Origin of the sequence: Phascolarctobacterium sp. (assembly GCF_045124115.1) — a bacterium.
Classification (GTDB): domain Bacteria; phylum Bacillota; class Negativicutes; order Acidaminococcales; family Acidaminococcaceae; genus Phascolarctobacterium_A.
The window spans coordinates 1-24,497 of record NZ_JBGVLF010000021.1; the positions used below are offsets into that span (position 1 = coordinate 1).

The 24,497-nt window shown below is 42.4% G+C and carries 24 protein-coding genes and 1 pseudogene; 2 read left to right on the forward strand and 23 right to left on the reverse strand.

Features of this window, described 5'->3' with window-relative positions; translation table 11 throughout:
• Positions 1-552 precede the first annotated feature (552 nt).
• On the forward strand, positions 553-945 hold the full coding sequence (locus tag ACJMM4_RS03120; protein ID WP_405383008.1) for a hypothetical protein: 393 nt from the start codon (positions 553-555) through the stop codon (positions 943-945).
• A 185-nt stretch (positions 946-1,130) separates the two neighbouring features.
• Here ACJMM4_RS03120 and rpsI read toward each other — a convergent pair whose 3' ends face one another.
• From rpsI to ACJMM4_RS03200, 16 genes and pseudogenes are all read right to left on the reverse strand, one after another.
• The gene (rpsI, locus tag ACJMM4_RS03125) at positions 1,131-1,523 is read right to left on the reverse strand and encodes a 30S ribosomal protein S9 (RefSeq protein WP_405379000.1); all 393 of its coding nucleotides are present in this window, start codon (positions 1,521-1,523) and stop codon (positions 1,131-1,133) included.
• 20 nt (positions 1,524-1,543) lie between these two features.
• Positions 1,544-1,981 (reverse strand): 50S ribosomal protein L13, encoded by a 438-nt coding sequence (gene rplM / locus ACJMM4_RS03130; protein WP_405383010.1) that lies wholly within the window; start codon positions 1,979-1,981, stop codon positions 1,544-1,546.
• Positions 1,982-2,167: 186 nt separating this feature from the next.
• Positions 2,168-2,920, reverse strand: coding sequence for a tRNA pseudouridine(38-40) synthase TruA (truA, locus tag ACJMM4_RS03135; protein WP_405379003.1), 753 nt, complete (start codon positions 2,918-2,920; stop codon positions 2,168-2,170).
• Positions 2,908-3,723, reverse strand: a complete 816-nt coding sequence (locus tag ACJMM4_RS03140) for an energy-coupling factor transporter transmembrane component T family protein (protein WP_405383012.1) — start codon at positions 3,721-3,723, stop codon at positions 2,908-2,910. The genes truA and ACJMM4_RS03140 overlap by 13 nt, the downstream gene beginning before the upstream one ends.
• A complete protein-coding gene (locus ACJMM4_RS03145; protein WP_405383014.1) occupies positions 3,723-4,580 on the reverse strand; it encodes an energy-coupling factor transporter ATPase in 858 nt (285 codons plus the stop codon). Before ACJMM4_RS03145 ends, ACJMM4_RS03140 begins: the two co-directional genes overlap by 1 nt.
• Positions 4,571-5,431, reverse strand: coding sequence for an energy-coupling factor transporter ATPase (locus ACJMM4_RS03150; protein WP_405379395.1), 861 nt, complete (start codon positions 5,429-5,431; stop codon positions 4,571-4,573). Before ACJMM4_RS03150 ends, ACJMM4_RS03145 begins: the two co-directional genes overlap by 10 nt.
• Positions 5,432-5,785: 354 nt before the next feature.
• Positions 5,786-6,496, reverse strand: coding sequence for an ABC transporter ATP-binding protein (locus ACJMM4_RS03155; protein ID WP_405383016.1), 711 nt, complete (start codon positions 6,494-6,496; stop codon positions 5,786-5,788).
• Complete coding sequence (locus ACJMM4_RS03160) at positions 6,489-7,286, reverse strand: ABC transporter ATP-binding protein (RefSeq protein WP_405383042.1); 798 nt, start codon at positions 7,284-7,286, stop codon at positions 6,489-6,491. Before ACJMM4_RS03160 ends, ACJMM4_RS03155 begins: the two co-directional genes overlap by 8 nt.
• Position 7,287: 1 nt before the next feature.
• Positions 7,288-8,358 carry a branched-chain amino acid ABC transporter permease gene (locus tag ACJMM4_RS03165; RefSeq protein ID WP_405383019.1) on the reverse strand — a complete coding sequence of 357 codons (1,071 nt, stop codon included), beginning with the start codon at positions 8,356-8,358 and terminating at the stop codon, positions 7,288-7,290.
• A gap of 2 nt (positions 8,359-8,360) precedes the next feature.
• Positions 8,361-9,254, reverse strand: coding sequence for a branched-chain amino acid ABC transporter permease (locus tag ACJMM4_RS03170; protein ID WP_405379409.1), 894 nt, complete (start codon positions 9,252-9,254; stop codon positions 8,361-8,363).
• A 113-nt stretch (positions 9,255-9,367) separates the two neighbouring features.
• Positions 9,368-10,522 (reverse strand): ABC transporter substrate-binding protein, encoded by a 1,155-nt coding sequence (locus ACJMM4_RS03175; RefSeq protein WP_405379410.1) that lies wholly within the window; start codon positions 10,520-10,522, stop codon positions 9,368-9,370.
• A 530-nt stretch (positions 10,523-11,052) separates the two neighbouring features.
• A pseudogene (locus ACJMM4_RS03180) lies at positions 11,053-11,420 on the reverse strand (YccF domain-containing protein).
• Between the two features lie 15 nt (positions 11,421-11,435).
• Positions 11,436-11,849, reverse strand: a complete 414-nt coding sequence (locus ACJMM4_RS03185) for an EamA family transporter (protein WP_405379399.1) — start codon at positions 11,847-11,849, stop codon at positions 11,436-11,438.
• Between the two features lie 20 nt (positions 11,850-11,869).
• Positions 11,870-13,276, reverse strand: coding sequence for an FAD-binding oxidoreductase (locus ACJMM4_RS03190; protein WP_405379400.1), 1,407 nt, complete (start codon positions 13,274-13,276; stop codon positions 11,870-11,872).
• Positions 13,277-13,302: 26 nt separating this feature from the next.
• Positions 13,303-14,919 carry a gamma-glutamyltransferase family protein gene (locus ACJMM4_RS03195; protein ID WP_405383021.1) on the reverse strand — a complete coding sequence of 539 codons (1,617 nt, stop codon included), beginning with the start codon at positions 14,917-14,919 and terminating at the stop codon, positions 13,303-13,305.
• 336 nt (positions 14,920-15,255) lie between these two features.
• Positions 15,256-16,182 carry an alpha/beta fold hydrolase gene (locus ACJMM4_RS03200; protein WP_405383023.1) on the reverse strand — a complete coding sequence of 309 codons (927 nt, stop codon included), beginning with the start codon at positions 16,180-16,182 and terminating at the stop codon, positions 15,256-15,258.
• 250 nt (positions 16,183-16,432) lie between these two features.
• Between ACJMM4_RS03200 and thiD the strand changes: the two genes are divergently transcribed.
• Positions 16,433-17,248 (forward strand): bifunctional hydroxymethylpyrimidine kinase/phosphomethylpyrimidine kinase, encoded by an 816-nt coding sequence (thiD, locus tag ACJMM4_RS03205; protein WP_405383025.1) that lies wholly within the window; start codon positions 16,433-16,435, stop codon positions 17,246-17,248.
• A 258-nt stretch (positions 17,249-17,506) separates the two neighbouring features.
• Here the strand turns inward: thiD and ACJMM4_RS03210 are convergent, their stop codons facing one another.
• From ACJMM4_RS03210 to ACJMM4_RS03240, 7 genes are all read right to left on the reverse strand, one after another.
• Positions 17,507-19,021 (reverse strand): BCCT family transporter, encoded by a 1,515-nt coding sequence (locus ACJMM4_RS03210; protein ID WP_405383027.1) that lies wholly within the window; start codon positions 19,019-19,021, stop codon positions 17,507-17,509.
• Entirely contained in the window at positions 19,005-19,742 is a 738-nt protein-coding gene (locus tag ACJMM4_RS03215; protein ID WP_405383029.1) for a sugar phosphate nucleotidyltransferase, read from the reverse strand. Before ACJMM4_RS03215 ends, ACJMM4_RS03210 begins: the two co-directional genes overlap by 17 nt.
• Entirely contained in the window at positions 19,735-20,631 is an 897-nt protein-coding gene (locus ACJMM4_RS03220; RefSeq protein WP_405383031.1) for a phosphotransferase, read from the reverse strand. Before ACJMM4_RS03220 ends, ACJMM4_RS03215 begins: the two co-directional genes overlap by 8 nt.
• A 72-nt stretch (positions 20,632-20,703) precedes the next feature.
• On the reverse strand, positions 20,704-21,519 hold the full coding sequence (locus tag ACJMM4_RS03225) for a phosphorylcholine transferase LicD (RefSeq protein ID WP_405383034.1): 816 nt from the start codon (positions 21,517-21,519) through the stop codon (positions 20,704-20,706).
• 61 nt (positions 21,520-21,580) lie between these two features.
• Complete coding sequence (locus tag ACJMM4_RS03230; RefSeq protein ID WP_405383036.1) at positions 21,581-22,321, reverse strand: glycosyltransferase family 32 protein; 741 nt, start codon at positions 22,319-22,321, stop codon at positions 21,581-21,583.
• Positions 22,312-23,469 carry a glycosyltransferase family 1 protein gene (locus tag ACJMM4_RS03235; RefSeq protein ID WP_405383038.1) on the reverse strand — a complete coding sequence of 386 codons (1,158 nt, stop codon included), beginning with the start codon at positions 23,467-23,469 and terminating at the stop codon, positions 22,312-22,314. The genes ACJMM4_RS03230 and ACJMM4_RS03235 overlap by 10 nt, the downstream gene beginning before the upstream one ends.
• Before the next feature lie 2 nt (positions 23,470-23,471).
• Positions 23,472-24,224: a glycosyltransferase family 2 protein gene (locus ACJMM4_RS03240; protein WP_405383040.1), complete on the reverse strand. Its 753-nt coding sequence runs from the start codon at positions 24,222-24,224 to the stop codon at positions 23,472-23,474.
• Positions 24,225-24,497: the final 273 nt, after the last annotated feature.

A 24,497-nucleotide genomic window follows, 5' to 3' on the forward strand; every position in this document is an offset into this window, starting at 1 on the left:
CAACGGAGTGGGCTAACAACCTACCTAGGAAGTGCTTGGGGTACAAGTCCCCCAATGAGTATTTTGATGAATATCTAGACCGCATATATGCAGCCTAGAGGATTGAAAAAAGTGTGCAACTTGCTATTGCAATTTAGAAAAATTTATTTTTAGTTTTCTGCTGTCATATTTCTATATATGATATAATATAAACGAAGAAGTGCAGTAGTGTTTACTCATCTTGAAGTTAAACACCTTGTTCTAAAAACCTAATATGTAGGAGCCAGCGCTATCAAATATCACAGGTAGCAGCTGGGTGGTTCATCTGCAAAATTGCGGTGATTAAAGCTTTGTCCCAAGCGCCGCTGTAATATTTACCTATCCCTAGCGTATGGTACTATTGCACTGCCTACGCTTAACTGCATATTGCCAATAGTATCATCCGAAATCTAAATGAAAGGATTGATGCTATTTGGCAAAACAACACGATGAAGAAAAAATTCAGTGGCATCCCCCGTTCTGCAGTGCAACGGAACTGGAGTTTCGCGAGGATGCGGAAACTATCCCTTCCCCATGCAGATGGTAGTTACTAAAGAACTTGAAAAAATTAATCATAGTCCGCTCCGAGTCTTAACTAAAAATGTAGATAAAGAGGATGTAAAGCTGCTTTTAAAAATTGCTGATCAATTGATTACTCAGCGCGATAAAAACAATTTTAAATCAATCGTGAACGCTAGCAGTTCTGCTAATATTACAACTTACGACGACATCAAAAAGGAGGATGCAACTATGGCTGGAATTATAGAAATGGCTGAGCGCAAAGGTGAAGCAAAAGCTAATATTTCTACTGCTATTGACATGATCAAGGATGGCTTGCCAGCAAGTATGATTAGTAAATATAGCAGACTATCCCTCGATAAATTACAAGAGTTGGCAAAAAGCCTTAATACTACCTTAGTTATGTAAGCAGCTTATTGTAACGATCGATTCAACAGCCCCCGTCCACAGGCGGGGGCTGTTTTGTTTGCACAGAAAAAGCTGTATTCAATACCAGCAAAGCAATTTTTGCTAGGAAATACAAAAACTCCGCAACCATAGGTTGCGGAGTAAATTGCGCGATATTTGTGATTGTTGCCGGATTGCTCCAAAAATTAACGTTTGGAGAATTGGCTTGCTTTACGAGCTTTCTTCAAGCCGTATTTACGACGTTCTTTTTCGCGGGGATCGCGAGTCAGGAAGCCTGCTTTTTTCAGAGCAGGACGGAATTCTTCGTCAACTTTCAGCAGAGCGCGAGCAATGCCGTGACGGATAGCACCAGCTTGGCCGGAAATGCCGCCGCCGTTAACATTAACGAGTACGTCATATTTGCCTTTGGTTTCGGTAACTTCGAGCGGTTGGTTAACAATCAGCTCCAAAGTTTTCAGACCGAAGTATTGATTTAATTCACGGTCGTTGATTACGATGTTGCCTTCACCCGGAACCAGGCGAACGCGAGCAACGGAAGATTTACGGCGACCGGTTGCGTTATAAGTAACTACTGCCATTTATTGTTCCCTCCCGGATGTTATCTGATGTTGATTTCCATAACTTCAGGTTTTTGAGCAGCATGCGGATGTTCGCTACCTGCATATACATGAAGTTTAGAATAAATGTCTGCGCCAAGGCGGTTGTGGGGAATCATACCCTTAATAGCCAGCTCTACCATCTTAACGGGGTTTTTCTTCAGCATGTCGCCAGCTTTTACATAGCTGTCGCCACCGAGATAACCGGAATGATGGAAGTAAATTTTCTTAGTCAGTTTTTTACCGGTCAGAACAACCTTATCTGCATTGATAATGATTACGTGATCACCGGTGTCCATATGCGGGGTAAAGGTCGGTTTATGTTTACCGCGCAGGACTTTTGCAACCTCTGCAGCCAGACGGCCCAGAGTTTTATCAGCTGCGTCCACAACGAACCATTTACGTTCGATGTTGGACGGATTAGCCATAAAAGATTTCATCGCTTTGTCCCTCCTAGATAGTTTCCAAATATATAGTTCGTTGCGATCTTCTCACATTTTTTCGGGGCTAGTGAAATCTTGCGGAAAATCACGTAGATATATTATACTGAAATGCAAGTGCAAAGTCAAGTATAATCCAAGAAAAATTGTAAAAAATTTACAGTTCATTAATCTACGCTGTATCTGCTACTTTGTAGGATATGGTTGATAGCACACCTCAGTCAGATACAATCCTTCCGCAGGCGCAGGCTCACTCAAAAATTCACAGCGCTGTGCCTGCAGCTCTGCCGCAAAATCTTTAGGCGTGCGTTTGCCCAAGCCTACCTGCACTAAGGACCACACAATATTGCGTACCATGTGGTAGAGGAACCCATCCCCCGCAATGCGGAAGATAAGCTCATCTCCCTGCTGCATCCAGCCTGCTTCATAAATCGTCTTAACAGGCGATCCTTCAACGCTGCCCGTACTGCGGAAAGCACTAAAGTCATGGGTACCAAGGAGCAAAGTTGTTGCTTCCTGCATAGATGCCACATCTAATGTTTCCGCCAGCTGCCAAGCATAACGCATCATAAAAGGATTTGGCTGCGCTGTCATCAGTAGCTTGTATTGGTATATTTTCCAACGGGCGCTAAAGCGGGCGTGGTAGCCTTCTTCCTTTTCTTCCGCAGTCAGCACCACGATATCTCGAGGTAGCATACTGCGGGAAGCACGGACGATGTTGGCACAGGGAATACGGCCATTTGTAGTAAAGGTTACAGTCTGGGCGAAAGCGTGAACGCCTGCATCCGTACGACCGCTACCGGCGATAATAACTTTCTCGCCGCACAGCTTGCACAGCATTTCTTCCAAAATACCTTGCACCGTCACCGCATTTTTTTGCTTTTGAAAACCATGGTAGCAACTGCCATCATAGGCTACAACCAGCTTTATAGTCCGCATAATTTACCCCAACGCAAAACTGCCAAACCAACTGCTAACAAAATAACTAAAATCAAAGATACATAATCCTTACCTGTAAAGGATAATTCGTGCATCCTCGTACGCCCTTCGCCACCGCGATAGCAGCGTGCTTCCATAGCAATAGCCAATTCTTCCGCACGGCGGAAAGCACTGATGAACAAAGGCACCAGCAAAGGCAGCATATTCTTCATACGCTCCACCATATTGCCACTGCCAAAATCAGCACCACGGGCAGTCTGCGCCTTCATAATACGATCTGTTTCTTCCAATAAGGTAGGAATAAAACGCAGAGCAATAGTCATCATCATCGCTAGCTCATGAGCAGGCACGCCCACACACTTAAAGGGTCGCAGTAAATTTTCAATACCATCAGTCAAAACAATGGGGGAAGTAGTAAAAGTCAGCACAGAGGAGAACAGCAAGAGCAGCACCAAACGCACTGCCATCTTCATGCCTAAATCAAGACCTTCCTGGGTTACGCTAAAATACTTCCAAGCGAAAACAATATGCTCACCGGGAGCAGTAAACATATGAATCAACATAGTAATAATGACGATTATCCAAATTGGTTTTAAAGATTTCAGCACCAACAGCCACGGCAGACGGGAAATCATAATCACCACTGCCGCAAACGCACTTAAAATACCGTAGGACAAAGGCGTATCCGCAAAGAAAATGGCTACGATGTAGATAAAGGTTGCCAAAATCTTGGTGCGGGGATCCAGGCGATGGATTAACGAATTGCCCGGGAAATACTGTCCCAATGTAATATCAGTCAACATTATTTCCACCCCTTTGCTTTCTTAATTGCTTTAATCAACGCTGTATCATCTTTAATGTCTTCAGGTAGCTTCAAGCCCTTGCTGCGCAGCAACGCTGCCAATTTATATACTTGGGGTACATCTACACCCACTGCAATCAGCTCATCGGCGTGTTCCTTAAAAATTGCGGCAGGCTTGCCGTCGAACAACACCTTGCCACCATTGATTACCAACAGACGCTCCGCATATTTCACTGCTTCTTCCATGCTGTGGGTAACAAGCACAATGGCGATCCCACGGCTTTTATGCAACGCCATAATTTCGCGGAACACAGCGTTACGACTGCGGGGATCAAGACCTGCACTTGGCTCGTCCAAAACAAGATAGTCCGGGTTCATAGCTACTACACCTGCAATAGCTACGCGGCGCATTTGTCCACCGCTAAGCTGGAAAGGAGAGCGCTGAGCGAAAGTATCGTAATCAAGACCTACGAACGCCATAGCCTCACGTACTTGTTTCGCTACCTCGTCTTCAGTAAAGCTTTTATTGCGAGGGCCAAAAGCGATGTCTTCAAAAACAGTTTCTGCAAAAATCTGGTGCTCAGGATATTGGAACACCATGCCTACCTGTTGACGGGCAGCCTTAGCCTTGGGTCCTTTAGCTGTAATATCAATATCATCAATTTTTGCAGTACCCTTATCAGGCTTCAGCAAACCATTGAGATGTTGTACCAAAGTAGATTTGCCACTGCCCGTGTGACCGATGATCGCCACAATCTCGCCTTTAGCGATATTTACAGAGACATCCTGCAGTGCCAAGCGTTCAAAGGGCGTCCCTTTAGAATATGTATGATAAATATTAGTTAATGCTATTGACATAATGCTTGCGCTAGCTCCTCATCCGTAATAATCCCTGCAGGCAGCTTCGCCCCTGCTTTGCGCAGCTCGCTGGCAACCTTCGCTGCCAAAGGTGCTTCCAGCCCCAACGCTTCCAAATCATCCACTCTGCTAAACACTTCTTTCGGCGTGCCCATGAAGCAGATGTGCCCTTTATCCATCACCACTACTCTATCAGCAGCCAAAGCTTCCGTCATATAGTGGGTAATATAGACTATAGTAATATTTTTTTCCTTGTTCAACTTTTGTACAGTGCTGACGATTTCCTTGCGGCCTTTAGGATCCAACATGGCTGTAGGTTCGTCCAAAACAATGCACTTAGGCTCCAGCGCCATAATGCCTGCAATGGCAACACGTTGCTTTTGTCCACCGCTGAGCAAATGAGGCGCGTGCTTGGCATAATCGCTCATGCCCACTGCAGCCAAAGCCTTTTCTACGCGAGGACGAATCTCCGATCCCGGCACGCCAATATTTTCCGGGCCAAAAGCTACATCTTCCTCTACAATAGCTGCCACGATCTGGTTATCAGGATTCTGGAAGACCATGCCCACATGTTGGCGAACATCCCACATGCAGCTTTCGTCCATGGTGTCCATATCATCCACAAGCACCTTGCCTTCCGTAGGCAGCAGCAGACAGTTCAAATGACGTGCCAAAGTAGACTTGCCACTGCCATTGGCACCAATCACAGCCACAAACTCACCCTGCTCAATGGTCAAATCCACACCATCCAGTGCCTTGACCTCATTACCATCCGCATCCCTATAATAATGCTTCAAACCTTCTATCCTAATCACAAAACTTCCTCCACAAAATCTATGCACAACACTCATAATAAAAGCCAAAGAAATACAACAACTTCACTTCTTAACACTATCGAGCAATATTATTATCCTGCAGCGAACATTAGCGATTTTCGTTCATGATGCTCCCCCTGTCATCTCACTCGACTGAGTAGTTTCATCCACTTTTGTTAAAATGTCAAATAGAACGCTACAGTGTCTTGGCTCCCCTAATTAGGGGAGCTGTCTGCGAGCTTCAGCGAGCAGACTGAGGGGTCTCATAAAGCTAAAAATCGCGAGTGAGCAAAGGATATAATATTGCGACGCTATTTACCATACTATTATATATGTACACAAAAAAATAGTCAACCAGCTAGCAAAAGTTGGTTGACTATAATAAAAGCATTATTTTTTCTTACCCAAATAAGCAGCCTTAATATCCGGATTCTCCAGCAGTTCCTTACCCGTGCCGCTCATGGTGATGCGACCTGTTTCCAAAACATAAGCCACATCTGCCACCTTCAACGCCATATTCGCGTTCTGCTCAATCAGCAAAACGGTCATCCCCTGCTTATTAATCTCTTGGATAATCTTAAAAATATCCTTAATAATCAAAGGTGCAAGACCTAAAGAAGGTTCGTCCATCATCAGCACCTTGGGCCGACACATCAACGCGCGGCCTACAGCCAGCATCTGCTGCTCGCCACCGCTCAAAGTGCCTGCCATCTGCCAGCTACGCTCTTCCAAACGGGGGAAAAGATCGTAAATCCAGCGGATATCCTTCTCAATCTCTTCCTTATCCTTGCGCATATAGGCACCAATCTGCAGATTTTCCAATACGGTTAGATTGGGGAATACACGACGTCCTTCAGGAACGAGGGTAATGCCATTCTCTACAATCTTTTGAGAATTAAGTCCCAGCATTTCCTTATCGTTATAAGTAATGGAGCCACTTTCAGGCTTTACCAAACCCATAATGCTGCGCAACAAGGTACTCTTGCCTGCACCATTAGCGCCAATCAGCGTAACTATCTTGCCTTCCGGTACTTCCAAAGAAATACCCTTGAGGGCTTCGATGCCACCGTAGGAAACTACTAAATCATTTACTTTAAGCATCTTCATCCACCCCCAAATATGCCTCAATAACGCGGTTATTATTCTGGATAGCTTCAGGAGTACCTTCCGCAATCAGCTGGCCAAAGTCCAGTACATAAATCCAATCGCTGATTTCCATAACCAAGTCCATATGATGCTCAATCATAAAAATAGTCAGCTGGTATTCATCACGAATTTGGCGGATAAACTCCGTCAGTTCTTCCGTTTCTTTGGGGTTCATGCCTGCAGCAGGTTCGTCCAAAAGCAGAATTTTCGGATTGGTAGCCAAAGCACGGACAATCTCCAAACGACGTTGCTTGCCGTAGGGCAGACTGCTTGCCTTCTCATCACGCAGCTCCCACAAATCGACGGAGCGCAACAGCTTCTCCACATCTGCTTCCATCTGACGTTGTTCCTTATTATACCAGGGCAAGTGCAAAGTTGCAGACAGGAAGTTAGATTTAAGATGCAAGTGCTTGGCAATCATGACATTTTCATAGACGCTTAAATCTTTAAATAAACGGATATTTTGGAAAGTACGGGCAATGCCATGTCTAGCAATAGTGCTGGGGCGTTTGCCGGTAATCTTCATAGGTTCTTCCCCGGGACGGGTATAGATAACATCCCCTTCCGTAGGAGTGTACACACCGGTAATCATATTAAAAGCGGTGGTTTTGCCTGCGCCGTTAGGACCGATGAGCGCTACAATCTGGTGCTCGCGAATATCCAAATTCAGTTCGAATACAGCAGTTACACCACCAAAGCGCATGGTCATTTTATCAGTTTTTAAAACCGTAGGTGTTTTGGGCATCTTAGCCATTTTTCTTTGCTCCTTTCCGCATAAAATATTTTTCAGGGTTCTTGCAGAAAGCAACAAACTTATCCCAAGTAAATTCTTCCGTACCCATAATGCCTTTGCGCCAGAAAAGTACGCAGATCATCAAAAGCAAGGAGAACACTACCATACGCAGACCGGGACGGAACAGGGGAATCGCCATACCGAAAAGCTCCAAGGGTTCGTCGAAGACACGCAGGAATTCCAAGCCTGCGGTTACAATGATACTGCCCAGCATACTGCCGGTGATGCTGCCCATACCGCCTAAAACGATGATCAGCAGGAAGTTATAGGTCAAAGTAAAGAGGAAGTTTTTAGGGTCAACAGTACCCAGCAAGGTTGCATAGAGACCGCCGCCGATACCTGCAAAGAAAGCACTGAGCATGAACGCCATGTTCTTGTGGTAGAACAGGCTGATGCCCATAGCTTCTGCAGCAATTTCATCCTCGCGGATTGCCTTGAAAGCACGACCGTAGGAAGAATTTACTAAGCAGGTAATGAAGATAAACACTACTGCAGTTGCTAAAAAGATGTAACGTACATCGTTAATGGTAGGAATATCCTTAATACCCAAAGCACCATTGGTAAAGCTTTGTGCATTGGTAATTATGATACGGATAATCTCAGAGAAACCTAAAGTTGCAATGGCTAGGTAGTCACCACGCAGACGCAGAACAGGAGTACCAATAAGGAACGCCACCAAAGCGGACAGCAGACCGCCTACAATCAATGCCAGCCACAAGGGTAGCTGAATATCTGCAATCAAAGGATTCATGGGCACTGCGTAGAAAACGTTCTCACGCAGTTCCACAGGCACAGTAAAAATGCCAACAACATAGGCACCGACAGCCATAAAGCCAGCCTGGCCTAAGCTAAACTGACCGGCGAAGCCATTGGTCAAGTTCATGGACAGACCGATAATTGCGTAAATCAAACACAGGTTAATAACCCTGCGCAGATAGGAGTCTAATTCAAACTGAGCATAGCAAGCACCGGCAAAAAGCACCAGCACGCCAGCTACGGTCAGCCAGATATTCTTTTTGTTCATGCTTACACCTTCTCCGTTGTTTTTTCGCCTAACAAACCGGTAGGTTTGTAGAAGAGGATAATAATGAGTACGATAAATGCAAAGGCATCACGATAACCGGAAAGCGCAGGGAAGAAAGCGACGATAAGCACTTCGCCCAAGCCCAGGATAAAACCACCGATTACTGCGCCTTTGATATTGCCGATACCGCCGATTACTGCAGCGATAAAGCATTTCAGACCTGGCATGACGCCCAACATGGGGGTAATACCTGGATAACGCACGCCCCACATAAAGGCACCGATGGCTGCCAAAGCACTGCCGATAACGAAGGTAGTAGAAATAATGCGGTCGATGTTGACACCCATAACGCGGGCAATTTCGTAATCTTTAGATACAGCGCGCATGGCCATACCTGTTTTGGTGTGGTTAACGATGTGCAGCAATACTGCCAAGCTGATAAAGGTAATTACAGGAATTACCAAACAGATAGCCTGTACTTGTACGCCACCCAAAGCCACGTTCTGGCTCAGCAGGGGAATATCCGGAAAACGCAAGGGACGACCGCTAAAGAGGTAGTTCGCCAAGTTTTCCAGTAAGAAAGAAGCACCAATTGCGGAAATCAGCACAGAGTTTTTAGGAGCTTCACGCAGAGGACGATAAGCCGTACGCTCGATAAGCACACCCAAAAGAGCTGTGGCAATAACAACGCCTACAAAAGTGATGTACCAAGGAATGTGGAACACCGTAATACCAAAAAATGCAAAATAGCAGGCCATCATAACAATGTCACCATGAGCAAAGTTGATCATCAGCAAGATACCATAAACCATGGTATAACCAATAGCAATCAGGGCGTACAAACTGCCCAAGGAAATGCCATTGGCCATATGCTGCGCCAAGCTTACAGCGGACATATTAGAGATAACCTGAAAAAGGTCACTTAAAAAATCCATTTCTTCACCACCATAATAAATTATGTGCTCCCTCCTCCGACTTGAAGGCGGGAGCACATCTCAGAGGCCGTATATTATTTTACGTCTACATAATCATAATATTTGAATTTGCCTTCTTTAACAACCTTGATAACAGCTGCTTTAATAGCGTCGCCATTCTTATCCAAGGTGGTTTTGCCGGTTACAGCTTCCAAATCTTTGGTAGAAGCAATGGCATCGCGAACTTTCTTAGGATCGGTACCGCCTGCACGTTTAATCGCATCAATTGCAATCAGGTAGGAATCATAGCCCAGTGCGGACAGAGCGGAAGGTTCGCCTTTGTATTCATCGGTGTAAGCTTTCAAGAACTTCTTAGCTTCTTCGGTGGATGCTTTTTCGCGGTCGAATGCGGTGCTCAGTACGCAGCCTTCAACTTCTTTGCCACCAACATCGATAAATTCTTGAGTTTCCCAAGTGTCGCCACCCATGAAAGCAACGGTCATGCCCAGTTGGCGAGCTTGTTTAATCATCAGTGCGGACTCGGTGAAGTTGCCAGGTGCAAATACTGCATCAGGATTTTTAGCCTTCAGGTTGGTCAGCAGTGCGGTGAAGTCTTTGTCACCGGTTTGATAGTTAGAAACGTCGATAATCGCATTTTTATCATTGGTCAGTCTAATGAAAGCTTCTTTAAAGAATTTAGCCAGACCAACGGAGTAGTCATTGGAAACTTCTTGTACGATGGCAACTTTACGCGCGCCTTGTTTGTATGCGTAGTTTGCCATTACAGTGCCTTGGAAAGGATCGATGAAGCAAGCACGGAAATAGTAATCGTTGTTAGCGGTTACTTGGGGGTTGGTGCAGCTGGTGCCGATTGCAGGAACTTTTGCTTCCTTAACGATGTTGCCTGCAGCCATTGCCAAAGAAGAACCATAGGTACCCAGTACAGTAACAACTTTATCTTTCTCAATCAAGCGAGCAGTTACGGATGCAGCTTCAGCCTTATCGGATTTGTTATCGGCTACAACCAACTCAACTTTTTTGCCCAATACTTCGGGGTGCAGCTTGTTAGCCAATTTAATACCACGCAGTTCCAATTCGCCACCGGCAGCATTATCACCGGTCAAAGGCAGGAATACGCCTACTTTAATGGTATCGCCAGCTTTTTTATCTTCTTTTTTATCACCACCACAACCGGTCAATGCACCAACAAAAACAGCGGATGCTAATAATACGGACATCAATTTCTTCAATTTCATAAGCAAACCCTCTCTTCTCTACCTGCAGCCAATCTGCAGAAACTTGATGTTTCGATTATACCACCTACATGTATATCTGGCAACACCCCGTTCGATGTAACATTTATCGTTTTTACAGCATGTAATTACAGCTATTTCAAATTTCTTTACAATTAAAAAGTGGACATTTTCTCAAAATTTTACTGTTTGTATTTTTAGGAAGTACAGGAGCTTGAAACATTTTGTGCATTCGTCCTTTGTAAAAGTACAAAAATTTTTAGAAAAATTTTTTGTACTTTATAAGTTTCACATTTTTTTCATGGGTTTGCCCTTTTTTTGCCACTACCATATAGTATACTAAGGGTGTAGCAAAAATGATTGCTACACCCTTCCCATCAAATTCATCATAAACAGCTTTCCTAAGAGAAACACTCTGCACCATCCCCTGCGGAGTGTTTTCTCTTTTTTATACCACATTATAGGCTTTCTTAAAATAAAAATACCACTCTGCAACCTCCGTGAAGTAAGTGCAGAGTGGTTATTTTTTATCCCTTATACACTATTTCTGCGCCAAAAGGCAGTATAGCTAGTTTAGCCAACTTAAAATGCTGCATCCCAAAAGGAATACCAATGATGGTGCAACACAAAATCAAGCCAAAAATTACGTGGTTCAATGCTAATTCCACACCGCCGAACACCAGCCAGAGGATGTTCAGCAGGAAGGAACCTGCACCACGCCATATTGAATCTCTTTGCCAAAAGGGAAAAAGCTCAGTGTCCCAAACTTAAAGCATTGTATGCCTACGGGAATCCCCACAATAGTACAGCACCAAAGCAAGCCCACAAGGTACCAGCCTATACCGGCAAGTACGCCGCCAAAAATAAACCAAACAATATTGCCTAAAATACTCATGGCATCATCCCTCTCTTACAGGATCAAAACTAAAGTGCCTGCAGTAATCAGCAGACCGCCGATAATCGTCTTCATGGTCATGGCTTCGCCCAAAATGAAGAACGCCATTACCATGGTAATTACTACGCTGAACTTGTCCACCGGTACTACCTTGCTGGCTTCGCCAATCTGCAATGCGTAAAAATAACACAGCCAAGAAAAACCTGTAGCCAAACCACTCAGTACCAAAAATACCCAACTACGGGTGCCGATGTCACCAATTTGTTGGTGCTTGCCTGTAGCAAAAACAATCAGCCACGCCATAACCAGCACTACTACCGTACGAATGGCAGTAGCTAAATTGGAGTTGACATTTTCAATACCAATTTTAGCAAAAATAGAAGTTAAAGCCGCAAAAACTGCGGACAGTAACGCAAATACAACCCACATAGGTCTTCATCTCCTAAGAATTATTCTTCAACATCAAAAATTTTACCGGGATTCAAAATATTTTTAGGGTCCAAAGCTTTTTTTATAGCACGCATCATATCCAATTCATCAGGATTGGTAAACTCTGCCATTAAATGTTTACGCTTAAAGCCAATACCGTGCTCACCGCTGAGGCGTCCGCCATGAGCGTAAATAAAGGTGTACAGCTCCTGTTGGTTAGCCTCCACACGTTTTTCCCATTCAGCATAATCTTCTTCCGGTTGTTTCAAGATATTCAGATGGATATTGCCATCACCGGCATGGCTGGCAATACGGGTAACAAGGTTGTACTTTTTCGCCAAGCGTAAAATTTCATCCAACAGTAAAGGTTCTTGGTCCACAGGAATAACCACGTCTTCCTTGCTCACAATCAAACTTTCCGCACGTACTGCTTCAGCAAAAGCTTTGCGTGCTTCCCAAATTTTATCGTGTTCTGCTACCAGCACATCACTAGCACCGTTTTCCGTGCAGATTTCATCCAAAGCTACTGCCTTTTCATCCAAATCATCTTCGCTGGTGCCTTCCACCTCGACAATCAAGTAGTTGCCTTTATCGCTGCCTTGCAGACGGGTACCCAGATACTTTTCTACGGACTTAATAGTGATATTATCCATGTACTCTACGCAGGTGGGCACAATACCGCCCTTGATAATCTTGTTAACAGTGCCAATAGCGTCCTCTGCTTCTTCGTAAACAGCCAGCAAGTCCATGCTGTATTGAGGTTTGGGAACAAGTTTCAAGGTAGCTTTAGTGATAATGCCCAAAGTACCTTCGGAGCCGATTACCAATTGGTCCAAGCAATAGCCTGTGGTCTGCTTTTGCAGACGGGCACCCAGATTAACAATTTTGCCTGTAGGATTAACTACTTCCACAGCATAAACTTGGTGGCGGGTAGTGCCATATTTTACAGCACGGTTGCCACCGGCGTTAGTAGCAATATTGCCGCCGATAAAGCAGGAGTCACCGCTGCAGGGATCGCCTGCGTAGAAAATGCCTTTAGCTTCTACTGCTTCCTGCAGGGCGGAAGTACGCACACCTGGTTCAACCACTGCGTACATAGCGTCCTCGTTGATTTCCAGAATCTTGTCCATCTTCTCCAAGGACAGGACCACACCACCATAAATAGGCACAGCACCGCAAGCAAGTCCGGTACCTGCACCACGGGGAACTACCGGGAAAACATATTCGTTCGCCAAGCGTACTACCGCAGCTACCTGCTCTGCATTTTCCGCAAAAACAACTGCTTCCGGCAGATGGTGGTAAGCAGGGTCAGTAACTTCATCATGAGCATAAAGCTGCATTTGGTCCGCATCAGTCATAACATTATCTGCACCAACGATAGCACGCAGTTCGTTTAAAATTGTTTCCGTAATTTTTGTGTATTCCATGTTTCTTCTCCTTTGCAACGCATCTATTACCATACAGCAACTGTGCCATCAGCACGGGGTTCCGTCGCCCCTGCCAACACACCGCTATCATCACGCCAAATAATTTCGCCTCTACCAAAGCTGGTGTAATCGCTCATTACTGTTACTTCATGACCACGACGACGCAGATCTGCGATAATTGACTCAGGCACTCTGTCTTCAAGGTAAATCTTTTTGCCTTCAATCCACTGCCAACGGGGCGCATCCAGTGCGGACTGGGGATTAAGCAAAAAGTCCACTGTATTCATTACTACCTGCACATGGCCTTGAGGCTGCATATAGGCGCCCATAACGCCGAAGGGACCCACTGCCTGCCCATCCTTGGTCAAAAAGCCGGGAATAATCGTGTGGTAGGGCTTCTTCCGCGGCAACAAATAATCATCAGAAGCAGGGTCCAAGCTGAAACCGTTAGCACGGCAGTTTAAATTCAAACCATAACCGGGTAAAGTTACACCACTGCCAAAATCCTTGTAGTTACTTTGGATAAAGGACACCATATTGCCCTCGCCGTCCGCTGTACACAGGTACACCGTCCCCCCGCAGTAAGGCTTGCCCGGCACAGGCTCCAACGCCTGCTCGCCAATCAAAGCGCGACGTTCTGCAGTATATTCGTCGCTAAGCAGTTCTTCCACCTTAGTCTGCATATAGCGTGGGTCAGCAATGTACTTCATGCCATCGGCAAAAGCTAATTTCATAGCCTCAATCTGTTTGTGATATGTTTCGCCACAGTCTTTAGTCGGGAAGTCGAAACCCTTGAGAATATTCAGCGCCATTAAAGCAGTAATACCATGACCATTGGGGGGAATTTCCCAAACATCATACCCACGGTAATTAATGTGGATGGGTTCCACCCACTCCGCGCGGTAGTCCGCTAAATCTTCCTTAGTCAGATAACCGCCAGTGCTGTTGCTAAAATCTAATAGTTTTTCCGCCAACGTGCCACGATAAAAACTTTCGCAATAGCTTGCAGCCAGTTCACGCAAAGTGTTAGCGTGCAAGGGAAGGCGCACCGTTTCGCCACATTTAGGCGCTCTTCCTGCAGGTGCAAAAGCATCGAACCAAGGAGCAATAGCAGGATTATCCTTATGGGGAAGCAACTTGTCTACACCTGCCTGCCAAAAACGTGCCACAATAGGCGAAACAGGATAGCCGTTTTCTGCATAATAAATGGCAGGTTCAAACAATTTTGCAAAGGGCAGGCGGCCAAAGCGTTTGTGCAGCTCCGCCCACGCAGAAGGCGCACCGGGAACAGTTACCGCACTCCAACCAAAGAAAGGCATCTTTTCCGTATAGCCTTGCTTGCGCACTACTTCCGCAGTCAAGCCTGTAGGCGCATAACCACTGCCGTTTAAACCGTACAGCTTATCCTTAACCCATACTAAAGCGAAGCAGTCACTGCCCAAACCGGTGTTGGTAGGCTCTAAAATCGTTTGGCAGATGGCAGTGGCAATGGCTGCATCAATCGCGTTACCACCCTGCTGCAGAATCTGCAACCCTGCCTGTGCCGACAACGGTTGGGATGTACACACCATGCCGCGTTTGCCATAAATCACCCGTCTGCGGGAACCGTATGCATATTCCTGTCCATTAAAATTGAAGTCCATGTAGCTATCCTCCCCTGCTCTAAAATAACAAAGCAACCTTTACCTTATCTTAAGCACTATTGTAATAGGTAATCACAGCAAACGCAAGCAAAAAAAGCTGGGACAACGCAAGTAGTCACTGTTACCATATCCCCAGACGAATCATTGCGATTTTAGCTCATGAGTGCCTAGAATCACCGAAGTGAAGCGTACCGAACAGTAACTTGTTTTTCGAACAAGATTGGCCGCGAATCTTCGTTGTGATTCTGCACGAAATGAGCGTTAAGAAATCGCACGTGAGTCGGGATATGGTAACATGACTAAACACGTCCCAGCTTCTCAATATTTTTTTACATCTTATGCTAAAATATCATCCATAAATTTAATCAGACCTGCTTCTACCTCGTCACGCAAATCCAATTCGTTGTGGATTTCATGACGGTAGCCGCTGTAAGCTTTTACGGAAATCTTGTGACCGCTGTTAGCCAACAGATTAGCTACATGGTATAAACCTTCGCCATAGTTGCCGCAAGGATCTTGGTCGCCGCTGATCAGATAGCAAGGAATATTTTTCGGAACCATAGGTGCCCATTCATCACTTTCAATGAAATGGTACAGTTGTACAAAGTCATAAGCCAGTTCTAAAGTAGTATCAAAGGTATTGAACATATCGCCTGCGTGGTCTGCAACAATGCGCGGATCGTTAGCAATCCAGTCAGCAGGGCCATTGGGATTTTCCACACGATCAGTCATACCGCAGAAAACTTTATCGAACCAAGCACCTGCAGGTTGATAGGGATCTGCTTCATAAGCAGCCTTAAACTCAGGATCGTTATATTCTACTTCGCAGCCCTTCCATTGGGAGCACAGACCGCAGAGCATCAAGCCTTTCAAATCTTCACCGTAGTAAGCAGCATAAGCGCGTGCCAGCATGGAACCCCAGCTGTGGCCGAATACAAAGTAGGGCAGTTCAGGATAAGCAGCTTTAGCAATATCATGTAAAGATTTTTCATCCTTCAAGTAAGTCATATAACCGCCGGAATGAGGATCGCCCAAAGTGCCGCCGTCAACACCGGTTTTGCCGTGACCCAGATGGTCGTCAGCAAAAACAACGTAGCCTGCTTGGTTAAACTTGTTGATCATGTGGAGATAGCGACGGGAATGTTCGCCATAACCATGGATAAGTTGGATTACTCCTTTAGGTTCGCCCAAAGGACTGTAGGACCAAGCTTTGATGGTATCTCTGCCGTTGGCAGAAGCAAAGGAAATTTCTCTAATGGACATTGTCAAAAACCTCCCAACACGTTCGGAAATGGTATACACAAAATCATTTCCCTATTTCGATTCAGTATAGCACTTTATTAAGTTTATGTAAAGTAAAGTTGATTTTACATAATACCAAAAACTTACGCTACTACAGCTTTATGCTAAGCGCCGCACCTGGTCATATAATATTAGCGTGCATTGAATATAGGCACATAAGCGAAAAAGCAGTAGAATAAAGCTGTATATAATTTATTAGGAGGATAAGTTTATGGATAAATTAAATAGAGCTTTAACAATTGCAGGCAGCGATACCAGCGGTGGCGCAGGTATGCAGGCTGATTTAAAAACTTTCGAGGAACTGGGTGTCTACGGCATGACCGCCCTCACCTGTATTGTAACTATGGCTCCTGCGGACTGGGCGCACAACGTACATCCCATTGGTTTGGATGTTGTAGAAGAACAGCTGCACACTATCTTAGACGGTATCGGTGTCAACGCTATGAAAACAGGTATGCTGGGCAGTGCAGCTTTAGTAGAACTTGTTGCCAACACTATTGACAAATATAAACTGCAAAATGTCGTTATCGACCCGGTTATGGTATGCAAAGGCTCCACTAGCGTTATGGTTCCGGAAGCAGCAGAGGCTATTAAAGAGATGCTTGTTAAACGCTGCGACATTATCACCCCTAACACTGTAGAAGCTGCCTATCTGACCGGTATGGCAAAAGTGGAAACCATCGACGAAATCAAGGAAGCAGCTAAAATCATTTACGAGATGGGTGCTAAAAATGTTGTTATCAAAGGTGGCGAGCGCATGGAAGGCGCATACGCAGTTGATATTTTCTACGATGGCAAGAACTTCAAGGAAATGGCTTTGAAAAAACTTGCTGAAGCTTATAACCACGGTGCAGGCTGCACCTATTCCGCAGCTATCACTGCAGGCCTGGCAAACGGCTTGACTATGGAAGCAGCAGTAGCACAGGCTAAAGAATTCATCACTGCAGCCTTAAAGCATTCCTTCGTTTTGAACCAATTCTCCGGTGCCACTAACCACACCGCCTATAAGAAATACGGGAAGGAATAAAAGAACAAAAGAAAATATAAAACAATGAACGCGCTTATCCTAACCAACAGGATGAGCGCGTTTGTTGTTTAAAGAGTCTTTTGATTCTTTCCGTAGTATACGCCCATTTGCTTTGGCTCTCCTTTGAGAGAGCAGTAGACAGCCGAATGTGCTTCGATTGATGAGGAATACTCTTGCTATAGCTGAAGTATCCATAAACGGGTTTAAAACTATCTTTTTCTCTTGTATTGAATAGCTAGAGCAAAAATGTAACTTTTTCTACTTGCTATCCAGTAATGCTTCAGCATCTTTAACGAAACTATACATTATTATTAACATCACAAATCCTATAGGAAATGCAGCCACTATACTTACCGTTTGTAAATTAGACATAGAGCTTTCTGAAAAAACTAATGCAATTGGTAGCATAATCAATAATATGCACCAGATAAATTGTACCGACTTATGAGGTTGAACTTTTTCATTTAACTCTCTATAGCTGTAACAAGATGCTGTAAAAGCTATAGAATCAAAAGAAGTGGCATAAAAAGCAATCATTGTAACCAAGACAATAAGCATTACAAATTCCGAATATGGTAATGTTTTTAGTATTATAACTATCACGTTATATAAATCTCCATTTGATTTATATAAGCTAACAAAGTCGTAAATTCCCTGAGTTTGTAATCCCATAGAGTAATTTCCTAGAATAACGAAACTTATCACTGTTGAACCAACACCGAATAAATACCCCCCCAAGATAGTTTGAGTAATAGTGCGTCCATGAGAGATGCTACCGATAAAGAATGGTGCTGCTACACACCAAACCATCCAATACGCCCAATAATAAATTGTCCAATTTTGCGGGAAACCAGTATTTCTGTTAGGATCTGTGAAAGTTGCCAGCCCTATAAAATTCTGTATCATTCTGCCAAAAGATTCTACACCTGTATCTAATATATATTGTCCTTTACCACTAAAGAAAATTATATAAGCTAACAGTCCGAAAAACATAAATATACAGATATTAGCCAATAACCTTATTCCTTCAAACCCTTGCAGTAAAGAATAAGTATAAACCATCCAAGTAATCAAAAGTATTAATATTGTAATACTTATCCTACTAACTTCAATACCAAACAACTCACAAACGATACTAGACATCAAAGGCGTAGCAACACTAAACGTAGTGGCAGTACCAGCCAATAATGCAAAGACTGCCAATAAATCTATACAACGCCCCCACAAGCCATCAGTGTACGTTCCAAGTACTGGTCTACAAGCCTCGGAAAATCTTTTGCGCGTTTTCTTTCTAACATGTAACATAAACCCAAAAGCTACGGCTAAAACCAAATAAAATGCCCAAGGTATAAAGCTCCAATGAAATAATGGGTACACCCCAGCCCACTCTTGAATACTCCCTAATGCTGCTATATGTGGGTCAGTAGCATACATTATCCACTCTGAAAAAGAATAAAATAAAATATCTGCAGCTAATCCACAGGTAAACATCATGCTTCCCCATTGGAAAAATGTATACTTTGGTTTTTCTCCTTTTTCGCCAAGTACTATACCACCATATTTCGACCCTGCTAAATATAATGAAAAAATAAAGACACCCAACCCTATAATCAAATAGTATGTCCCCAATGTATCGCCAAATACAAATCTTATCTTGCTTAATATTCTATTAGACTGTTCAGGATAGACAAAAAACAAACAACTCAATCCAGATACTACTAGTAATGGAAGTATCGTAATTAACCAATCAATTTTATTATCCTTCGTTTTCATCTATAACACCTACTACATATTGAGAATATGAACTATCTATTTTTACTAACTCTTGCATACTATCAATCTCTATAATATCAGAAGATTGCATTGCTCTAATTCCAAGTTGAAAATCCCTCGGATAACAAAACATAGCAATATCATCCCAATAAATCTGTCTGTTACTTTTATTCTCAAATTCTACCTCAAGATAATGTTTTAAACGTTTCCCATCTACATCATTCCAAAATGAAACAGAGTATAATTGCCAACCATTTGTACCTCCTGTTCTACTACAAGAAGTAATTATTTCATTCTTAACAGATAATAGCCATTCATCAGTATATCCATCAACCCAAACCGCATTATATCCGGAACGCTCAAATTCAGGCCTTAATATATCTGCATTATAAATAATCTGATCTCCATCTAATATTATTGCATTATTGATACATTCTCTCGCAACGTATAATGATGAAATATTATTACACTCTGCATAATATGGATTTTCTATTAAAGCTAGGCCATTGTATTCATTTTCAAGTGATTTAAAGGCTTCTTTTAGATAGCCAACGACAACATATATTTCCGTAATACCATTATCATGTAGCGCATTGATGATTGTATCTATCATCCTAATACCATTTACTCTTACCAATGGCTTAGGAGTGTCTAACGTCACCGGTTGCAACCGACTACCAATTCCTGCAGCCATTATAATGGCTCGTTCTGCTCTATACAAAATCATCACACCCTAGTTCTTTAAGTTTTTTAGCAACCAATTTACAATAGTGCTTCGCATACCAATATTGTTTTAAACTATATTTACCAAACTCAACACCCAGTATACGTTTATACTCACACCAATTACTCCACAGCAACCCACAAACAGCAATGTAACAATAAATTTTCATTCTAGTTTCGTTAGGACACAGTCCTTCAAAATAAATATCGATAAGCCTATCTACCTGCTGTTTGCTATACATAGCATATATTGAAAACATAGCTATATCTACATGAGGATCCTGCATTCCAGCATACTCCCAATCTATAAGCCTTACTTCACCATCTGAAAACAAAAAATTGTCAGGAACAGCATCTATGTGCGAAAGCACTCTAGAACTAATATGCTTTTCAATATAATTTCTAAGCTTTAATACAGAGGATTTCGTTTTGAAATAATCTTTATATTGAGATACTTGCCCACCCCATAATGATTCATAAAACTCTATTTGCTCAAAAAGATCAAATTTATTCTCAACTAATACTCCGATATTGTGCAACTCACGCAATTTTTGCATACATTGATTTAAATCATCAATATTTTGCGGATTGCATACTCTAGAATTTTCTAAATAGCTCGTAATCTTATAGCCTGTTTTAGGATTAATATAGATTATATCATCACTAATCCCTCTGCCTTTAATTGCCTCGTAAACCTCAGCCTCTGCTCTTCTATTAATCAACTGCTCGGTTCCTTCTCCAGGAACACGAACAATGTACTTTTTATCGTCTAAAGAAAATAGATATGACCTATTTGTCATACCTGTTTTCAAAACAGTAATATCCGATATAGCTGTTTTATCTACATGCAACGCATCGCTAATATTCTCAATTACAGATGAATGCATCCCAATCCCCCAATCATCTAAACTCCCTTGCGTTTTCATATATAAGCTTTTATCTCATAGCTTTCTTTTGCATTAATTTGTATTAACCTTTATGATTTTAGCATGTGTAGCACGCTTATCTATAGGAGGCGGAGTCATATAGTCATTCCCATAGGTAGCTCGCAAAACTGCATCAGGATTATTAGGCAAATAGAAGCTTTCGTCTTCGAAGCATCGTTGCTGTAGTCGCACTGGTAATATGTCTGAACGCTTAGTTTTTACTGGATAAAAACATTCCAAACCATAAGAAAAATATTCGTGAGCTTTATTGTTAAAGTACATATTTCGCTTCTTAATAGCAAAATTTTTCATAAGTCCAATAATGTGAATAGGAAGCCACATAATTATATTCACATAAATAGTAGCCAATAAGCGTTTTATGCTGCCTTTAGGATAACGTTTTCTCTTTTCTCTGGAAAGGCGTTGCCATTTTAATAATTCTATAAACCACTCATCTTTATAACTATCGTAAGGAAAAACATCTACAAAAATACCATGACAATACTCTTCATTTCCAGTTTCACCAGTTTCGATTAACACTGTTCCTAATTTTCTAATCTTAATTGCATCAAAATTACTAGCTGGATCAGTTTCCTTAGATTGTAAAAACATATTGTCTGGCAATTCACTTTTTGCAATTTCAATAAATCGTTCATAATCAACTCTAGGCATAGAAATATCGCAGTCATCATCCCAAGGAATAAATCCCTTATGACGTACCGCCCCCAGTAACGTCCCCGCTTCCAGCCAATAAGTAAGATTATGTTTAACACAAATTCTATGTATTTCTTTCAATATCTCTAGCATTATCTTCTGGGCTTCCGCAACTGTTTTATCTTCGCTATACACTACCACCAACTCCATAAATTAATATAATTACTATTTTTTCTATTACAATCAACAAAACACCCTACCATAATCCACTAAAATGATGTATTACATATGTGTTATCAGTTACATCCCATTTACCATCTGTCTTGCTCGGACAAAAATAATCTCTAGTAAATATATGTGTATCATTTGGTAAAAGTGTATATTTTCCATTGGGATAAAAGTTTGTATATTTCCACCGCATAATCTTAGTCATAATTCTGGTATTAGCAATCTCTGCGTAGTCATCACAAAATCCTAACCTGTAATACCATAAAAGCATGCTTGCTACCCATGGATGAAATGGTTTAGCTCCCAATGTCCCTATCGATACCAAATTAGGAGTTTCATAGCAAGCAAATGCTCCACAGTAAAGCAAGTCGTCAAATGATTTCCGCACTTCACAATCAGTATCCATATATATACCACCATAATTATATATAGCATGAAGTCTCGCTACATCAGCTACAAAAGCATATTTTTTACACTTATATGCTTGCAAAGCAAAAGGATATTTTTCAAACGGGAAATTATCCTCATTCCACAATTGAACGCTATACCCCCCCAAGTATTTTGGCCAAGTATTCATGCAGAAATTTAATATTTCAGGCTTTACGCCTCTGCCAAACCATGCATAATGTATAGTTTTAGGAATATTGGTAAATGAATCATACTCATGAACATAAATGTTATCAAAAAGGCTATTATAATAATGCTTGACTAAATCTTTATGAAACTTTATCTGTTGCCTATATTCGTTCAACCTATACATTAACCCCATTGCAATTCTCCTCTCAATATCCCCACTATATTCTTCACCAAATTCTCCTGGCTGTACTTCTCATTAGCTCCAATAAGCCCAGCCTTGTACTCCTCCGCCTTTTCTTTAAAGGTATTAACAAATCTTTCCAACTGCGCAGCAAAGCTTTTTACGCTATCCAGCTCCACTGCCTCACCAACCTTAAACTCTGCCAAAACTTCAGGACTCATTTCCGGAGATTGTAGCACAGGTTTAAAATAGCCAATACCTGTAAATAACATAGCACTAGGTTGGTAACGATAACGCTCCGCACCATAAGGCATCAAGATCACATCGCATCCCATAAGTTCCTTTTGCCATTCAATGCCTAAAAGATTTTTATGCAAAAACTTAATACTGCTGTATCCAGAGTACTTCTTTGCCAAACGTTCAAAATCATCGGAATCCTCTTGTGTTACAGTAGCGCCTTGTACTAAAAGCTCCACAGGTGTTGTAAATTTAGCCTTAATAAACGCCTCTAAGAAAAATTCCAAATTCTTCTCTTTGCGATATTGACCAAAAAAGCCTAAACGTAAAGGATCGTGGAAATCAAATTCTGGCTTTACTCCCAAATCCGTGGGAATATATACAGGTGGGAAAATAGTATGGAAATTAGGACAGTCCTCTAATTCCGGAAATTCCGTCTGCATGCCAAGTGCAGCAATATGTATATTCTTATATTGCTTCAAAGAGCGTACACCTTCTACAAATTTAGCTCTATCACTAGGCATAATGCCATGCATCTGCATGAGAACAGGTACAGGAGAGTTCTTCAAATCGCTCTTTTTTATAGAACGCATACCACGCCAACTAGATGTTGGAATAACAATAGCATCACATTTCCCCTGTTTCGCCTTTACACATGCGGAATCAAACCATGCAATACGACGTTTTTCGCGCAATAAAGAAAGCCACAGCTTTTTAAGTTTGCCCACACCTGCATAACTAATCGCCTCTCCACCATCTAAATACTCCACATCGGTTTTATAATCCAGTTTAAATGGATAATTTTTAGGCACAAAAAACACAGGGCTATGACCTTGTAATTTCATGTTTTCTACTAAAATTCTATCAAATTCCACTTCATGCCCTGCAGGCATTACGATACTTTCCAAAATTGCTATTCTCATTTTTACTCTCCCTTACGTTGCAGTTCTAACAGCTTCAAATATTTTATTAAGGTGTAAAAGAAATGATTACAGGACATCACTAGTCCCATGCCACCATCTAGAATACCCTTTTTTAATATAATCATTTGAATAAAGGCAAAGAAGGCATGACCAAATGCGGTAGACAAACTTGTTCTTTTCCCACGCAAATAAGCGTCTTCTGCCCAAATGGTTGTATACTGCTCAAATTTTTTCAGCCATTGGCTCCATCCGCTGTACGTATAATGCTTGATAAATCCATCCAAAACTACTTTTTCATCCCCACATTCAGGGCGTTCATGTACCTTATTCACCCATTGCACATGACTCTCTTTAAACAGGCGTGGAACAAAATCAGGCTTCAAAACCCCATAATTAAACTCTTTCCCAAAAGCTACGGACTTACGCTTGATAACATACTGCTTATCCACACTCGTAGCCACAGCACGCTCCACTGACTTGCACAATTCTTTGTTCAACCTTTCATCCGCATCCAGATACAACACCCACTCCGTAGTCACATGTTCCAAAGCAAAATTACGCTGAGCAGCAAAATCATTATCCCACGCGCGATAGACCACCTTGGCTCCATGCGCCTCCGCCAAGTCCACAGTCTTATCCGTACTCCCGGAATCCACAATTAAAACATGAGACGTAACTTGCTTAGCATTTTCTATAACATCAACAATATTCGCTTCTTCATTTTTAGTTAAAATCACAACGGAAACATTAACCATAATCCACCAACCTATACACTCCACTATGCAATATACGTATATTATAGCACATTTGTACCCCCCCCACAAGATTTTAGATATAATTAAGGCACTAAAAAAGCCTGCCCCCAATACGAGAGCAGGTATTAACAATTTGAGGTGGTCCCCTAAAGTTGGACACGTCAAGAACGCAAAAAATTATTTTTGGTTTTCTTGAAAATCGTGTTATTATTATTTTAGGAGGCTCACAATATGGCTAGAGGAATTTTAACAGAAGAAGAAATTAAGATCCTT

Bases quoted from the DNA above. Each gene is read 5' to 3' on its own strand.
- ACJMM4_RS03120 (WP_405383008.1), top strand. From the start codon at position 553: ATGCAGATGGTAGTTACTAAAGAACTTGAAAAAATTAATCATAGTCCG.
- rpsI (WP_405379000.1), bottom strand. From the start codon at position 1,523: ATGGCAGTAGTTACTTATAACGCAACCGGTCGCCGTAAATCTTCCGTT.
- rplM (WP_405383010.1), bottom strand. From the start codon at position 1,981: ATGAAATCTTTTATGGCTAATCCGTCCAACATCGAACGTAAATGGTTC.
- truA (WP_405379003.1), bottom strand. From the start codon at position 2,920: ATGCGGACTATAAAGCTGGTTGTAGCCTATGATGGCAGTTGCTACCAT.
- ACJMM4_RS03140 (WP_405383012.1), bottom strand. From the start codon at position 3,723: ATGTTGACTGATATTACATTGGGACAGTATTTCCCGGGCAATTCGTTA.
- ACJMM4_RS03145 (WP_405383014.1), bottom strand. From the start codon at position 4,580: ATGTCAATAGCATTAACTAATATTTATCATACATATTCTAAAGGGACG.
- ACJMM4_RS03150 (WP_405379395.1), bottom strand. From the start codon at position 5,431: ATGAGTGTTGTGCATAGATTTTGTGGAGGAAGTTTTGTGATTAGGATA.
- ACJMM4_RS03155 (WP_405383016.1), bottom strand. From the start codon at position 6,496: ATGCTTAAAGTAAATGATTTAGTAGTTTCCTACGGTGGCATCGAAGCC.
- ACJMM4_RS03160 (WP_405383042.1), bottom strand. From the start codon at position 7,286: ATGCCCAAAACACCTACGGTTTTAAAAACTGATAAAATGACCATGCGC.
- ACJMM4_RS03165 (WP_405383019.1), bottom strand. From the start codon at position 8,358: ATGAACAAAAAGAATATCTGGCTGACCGTAGCTGGCGTGCTGGTGCTT.
- ACJMM4_RS03170 (WP_405379409.1), bottom strand. From the start codon at position 9,254: ATGTCCGCTGTAAGCTTGGCGCAGCATATGGCCAATGGCATTTCCTTG.
- ACJMM4_RS03185 (WP_405379399.1), bottom strand. From the start codon at position 11,849: ATGTGGGTTGTATTTGCGTTACTGTCCGCAGTTTTTGCGGCTTTAACT.
- ACJMM4_RS03190 (WP_405379400.1), bottom strand. From the start codon at position 13,276: ATGGAATACACAAAAATTACGGAAACAATTTTAAACGAACTGCGTGCT.
- ACJMM4_RS03195 (WP_405383021.1), bottom strand. From the start codon at position 14,919: ATGGACTTCAATTTTAATGGACAGGAATATGCATACGGTTCCCGCAGA.
- ACJMM4_RS03200 (WP_405383023.1), bottom strand. From the start codon at position 16,182: ATGTCCATTAGAGAAATTTCCTTTGCTTCTGCCAACGGCAGAGATACC.
- thiD (WP_405383025.1), top strand. From the start codon at position 16,433: ATGGATAAATTAAATAGAGCTTTAACAATTGCAGGCAGCGATACCAGC.
- ACJMM4_RS03210 (WP_405383027.1), bottom strand. From the start codon at position 19,021: ATGAAAACGAAGGATAATAAAATTGATTGGTTAATTACGATACTTCCA.
- ACJMM4_RS03220 (WP_405383031.1), bottom strand. From the start codon at position 20,631: ATGCATTCATCTGTAATTGAGAATATTAGCGATGCGTTGCATGTAGAT.
- ACJMM4_RS03230 (WP_405383036.1), bottom strand. From the start codon at position 22,321: ATGGGGTTAATGTATAGGTTGAACGAATATAGGCAACAGATAAAGTTT.
- ACJMM4_RS03235 (WP_405383038.1), bottom strand. From the start codon at position 23,469: ATGAGAATAGCAATTTTGGAAAGTATCGTAATGCCTGCAGGGCATGAA.
- ACJMM4_RS03240 (WP_405383040.1), bottom strand. From the start codon at position 24,224: ATGGTTAATGTTTCCGTTGTGATTTTAACTAAAAATGAAGAAGCGAAT.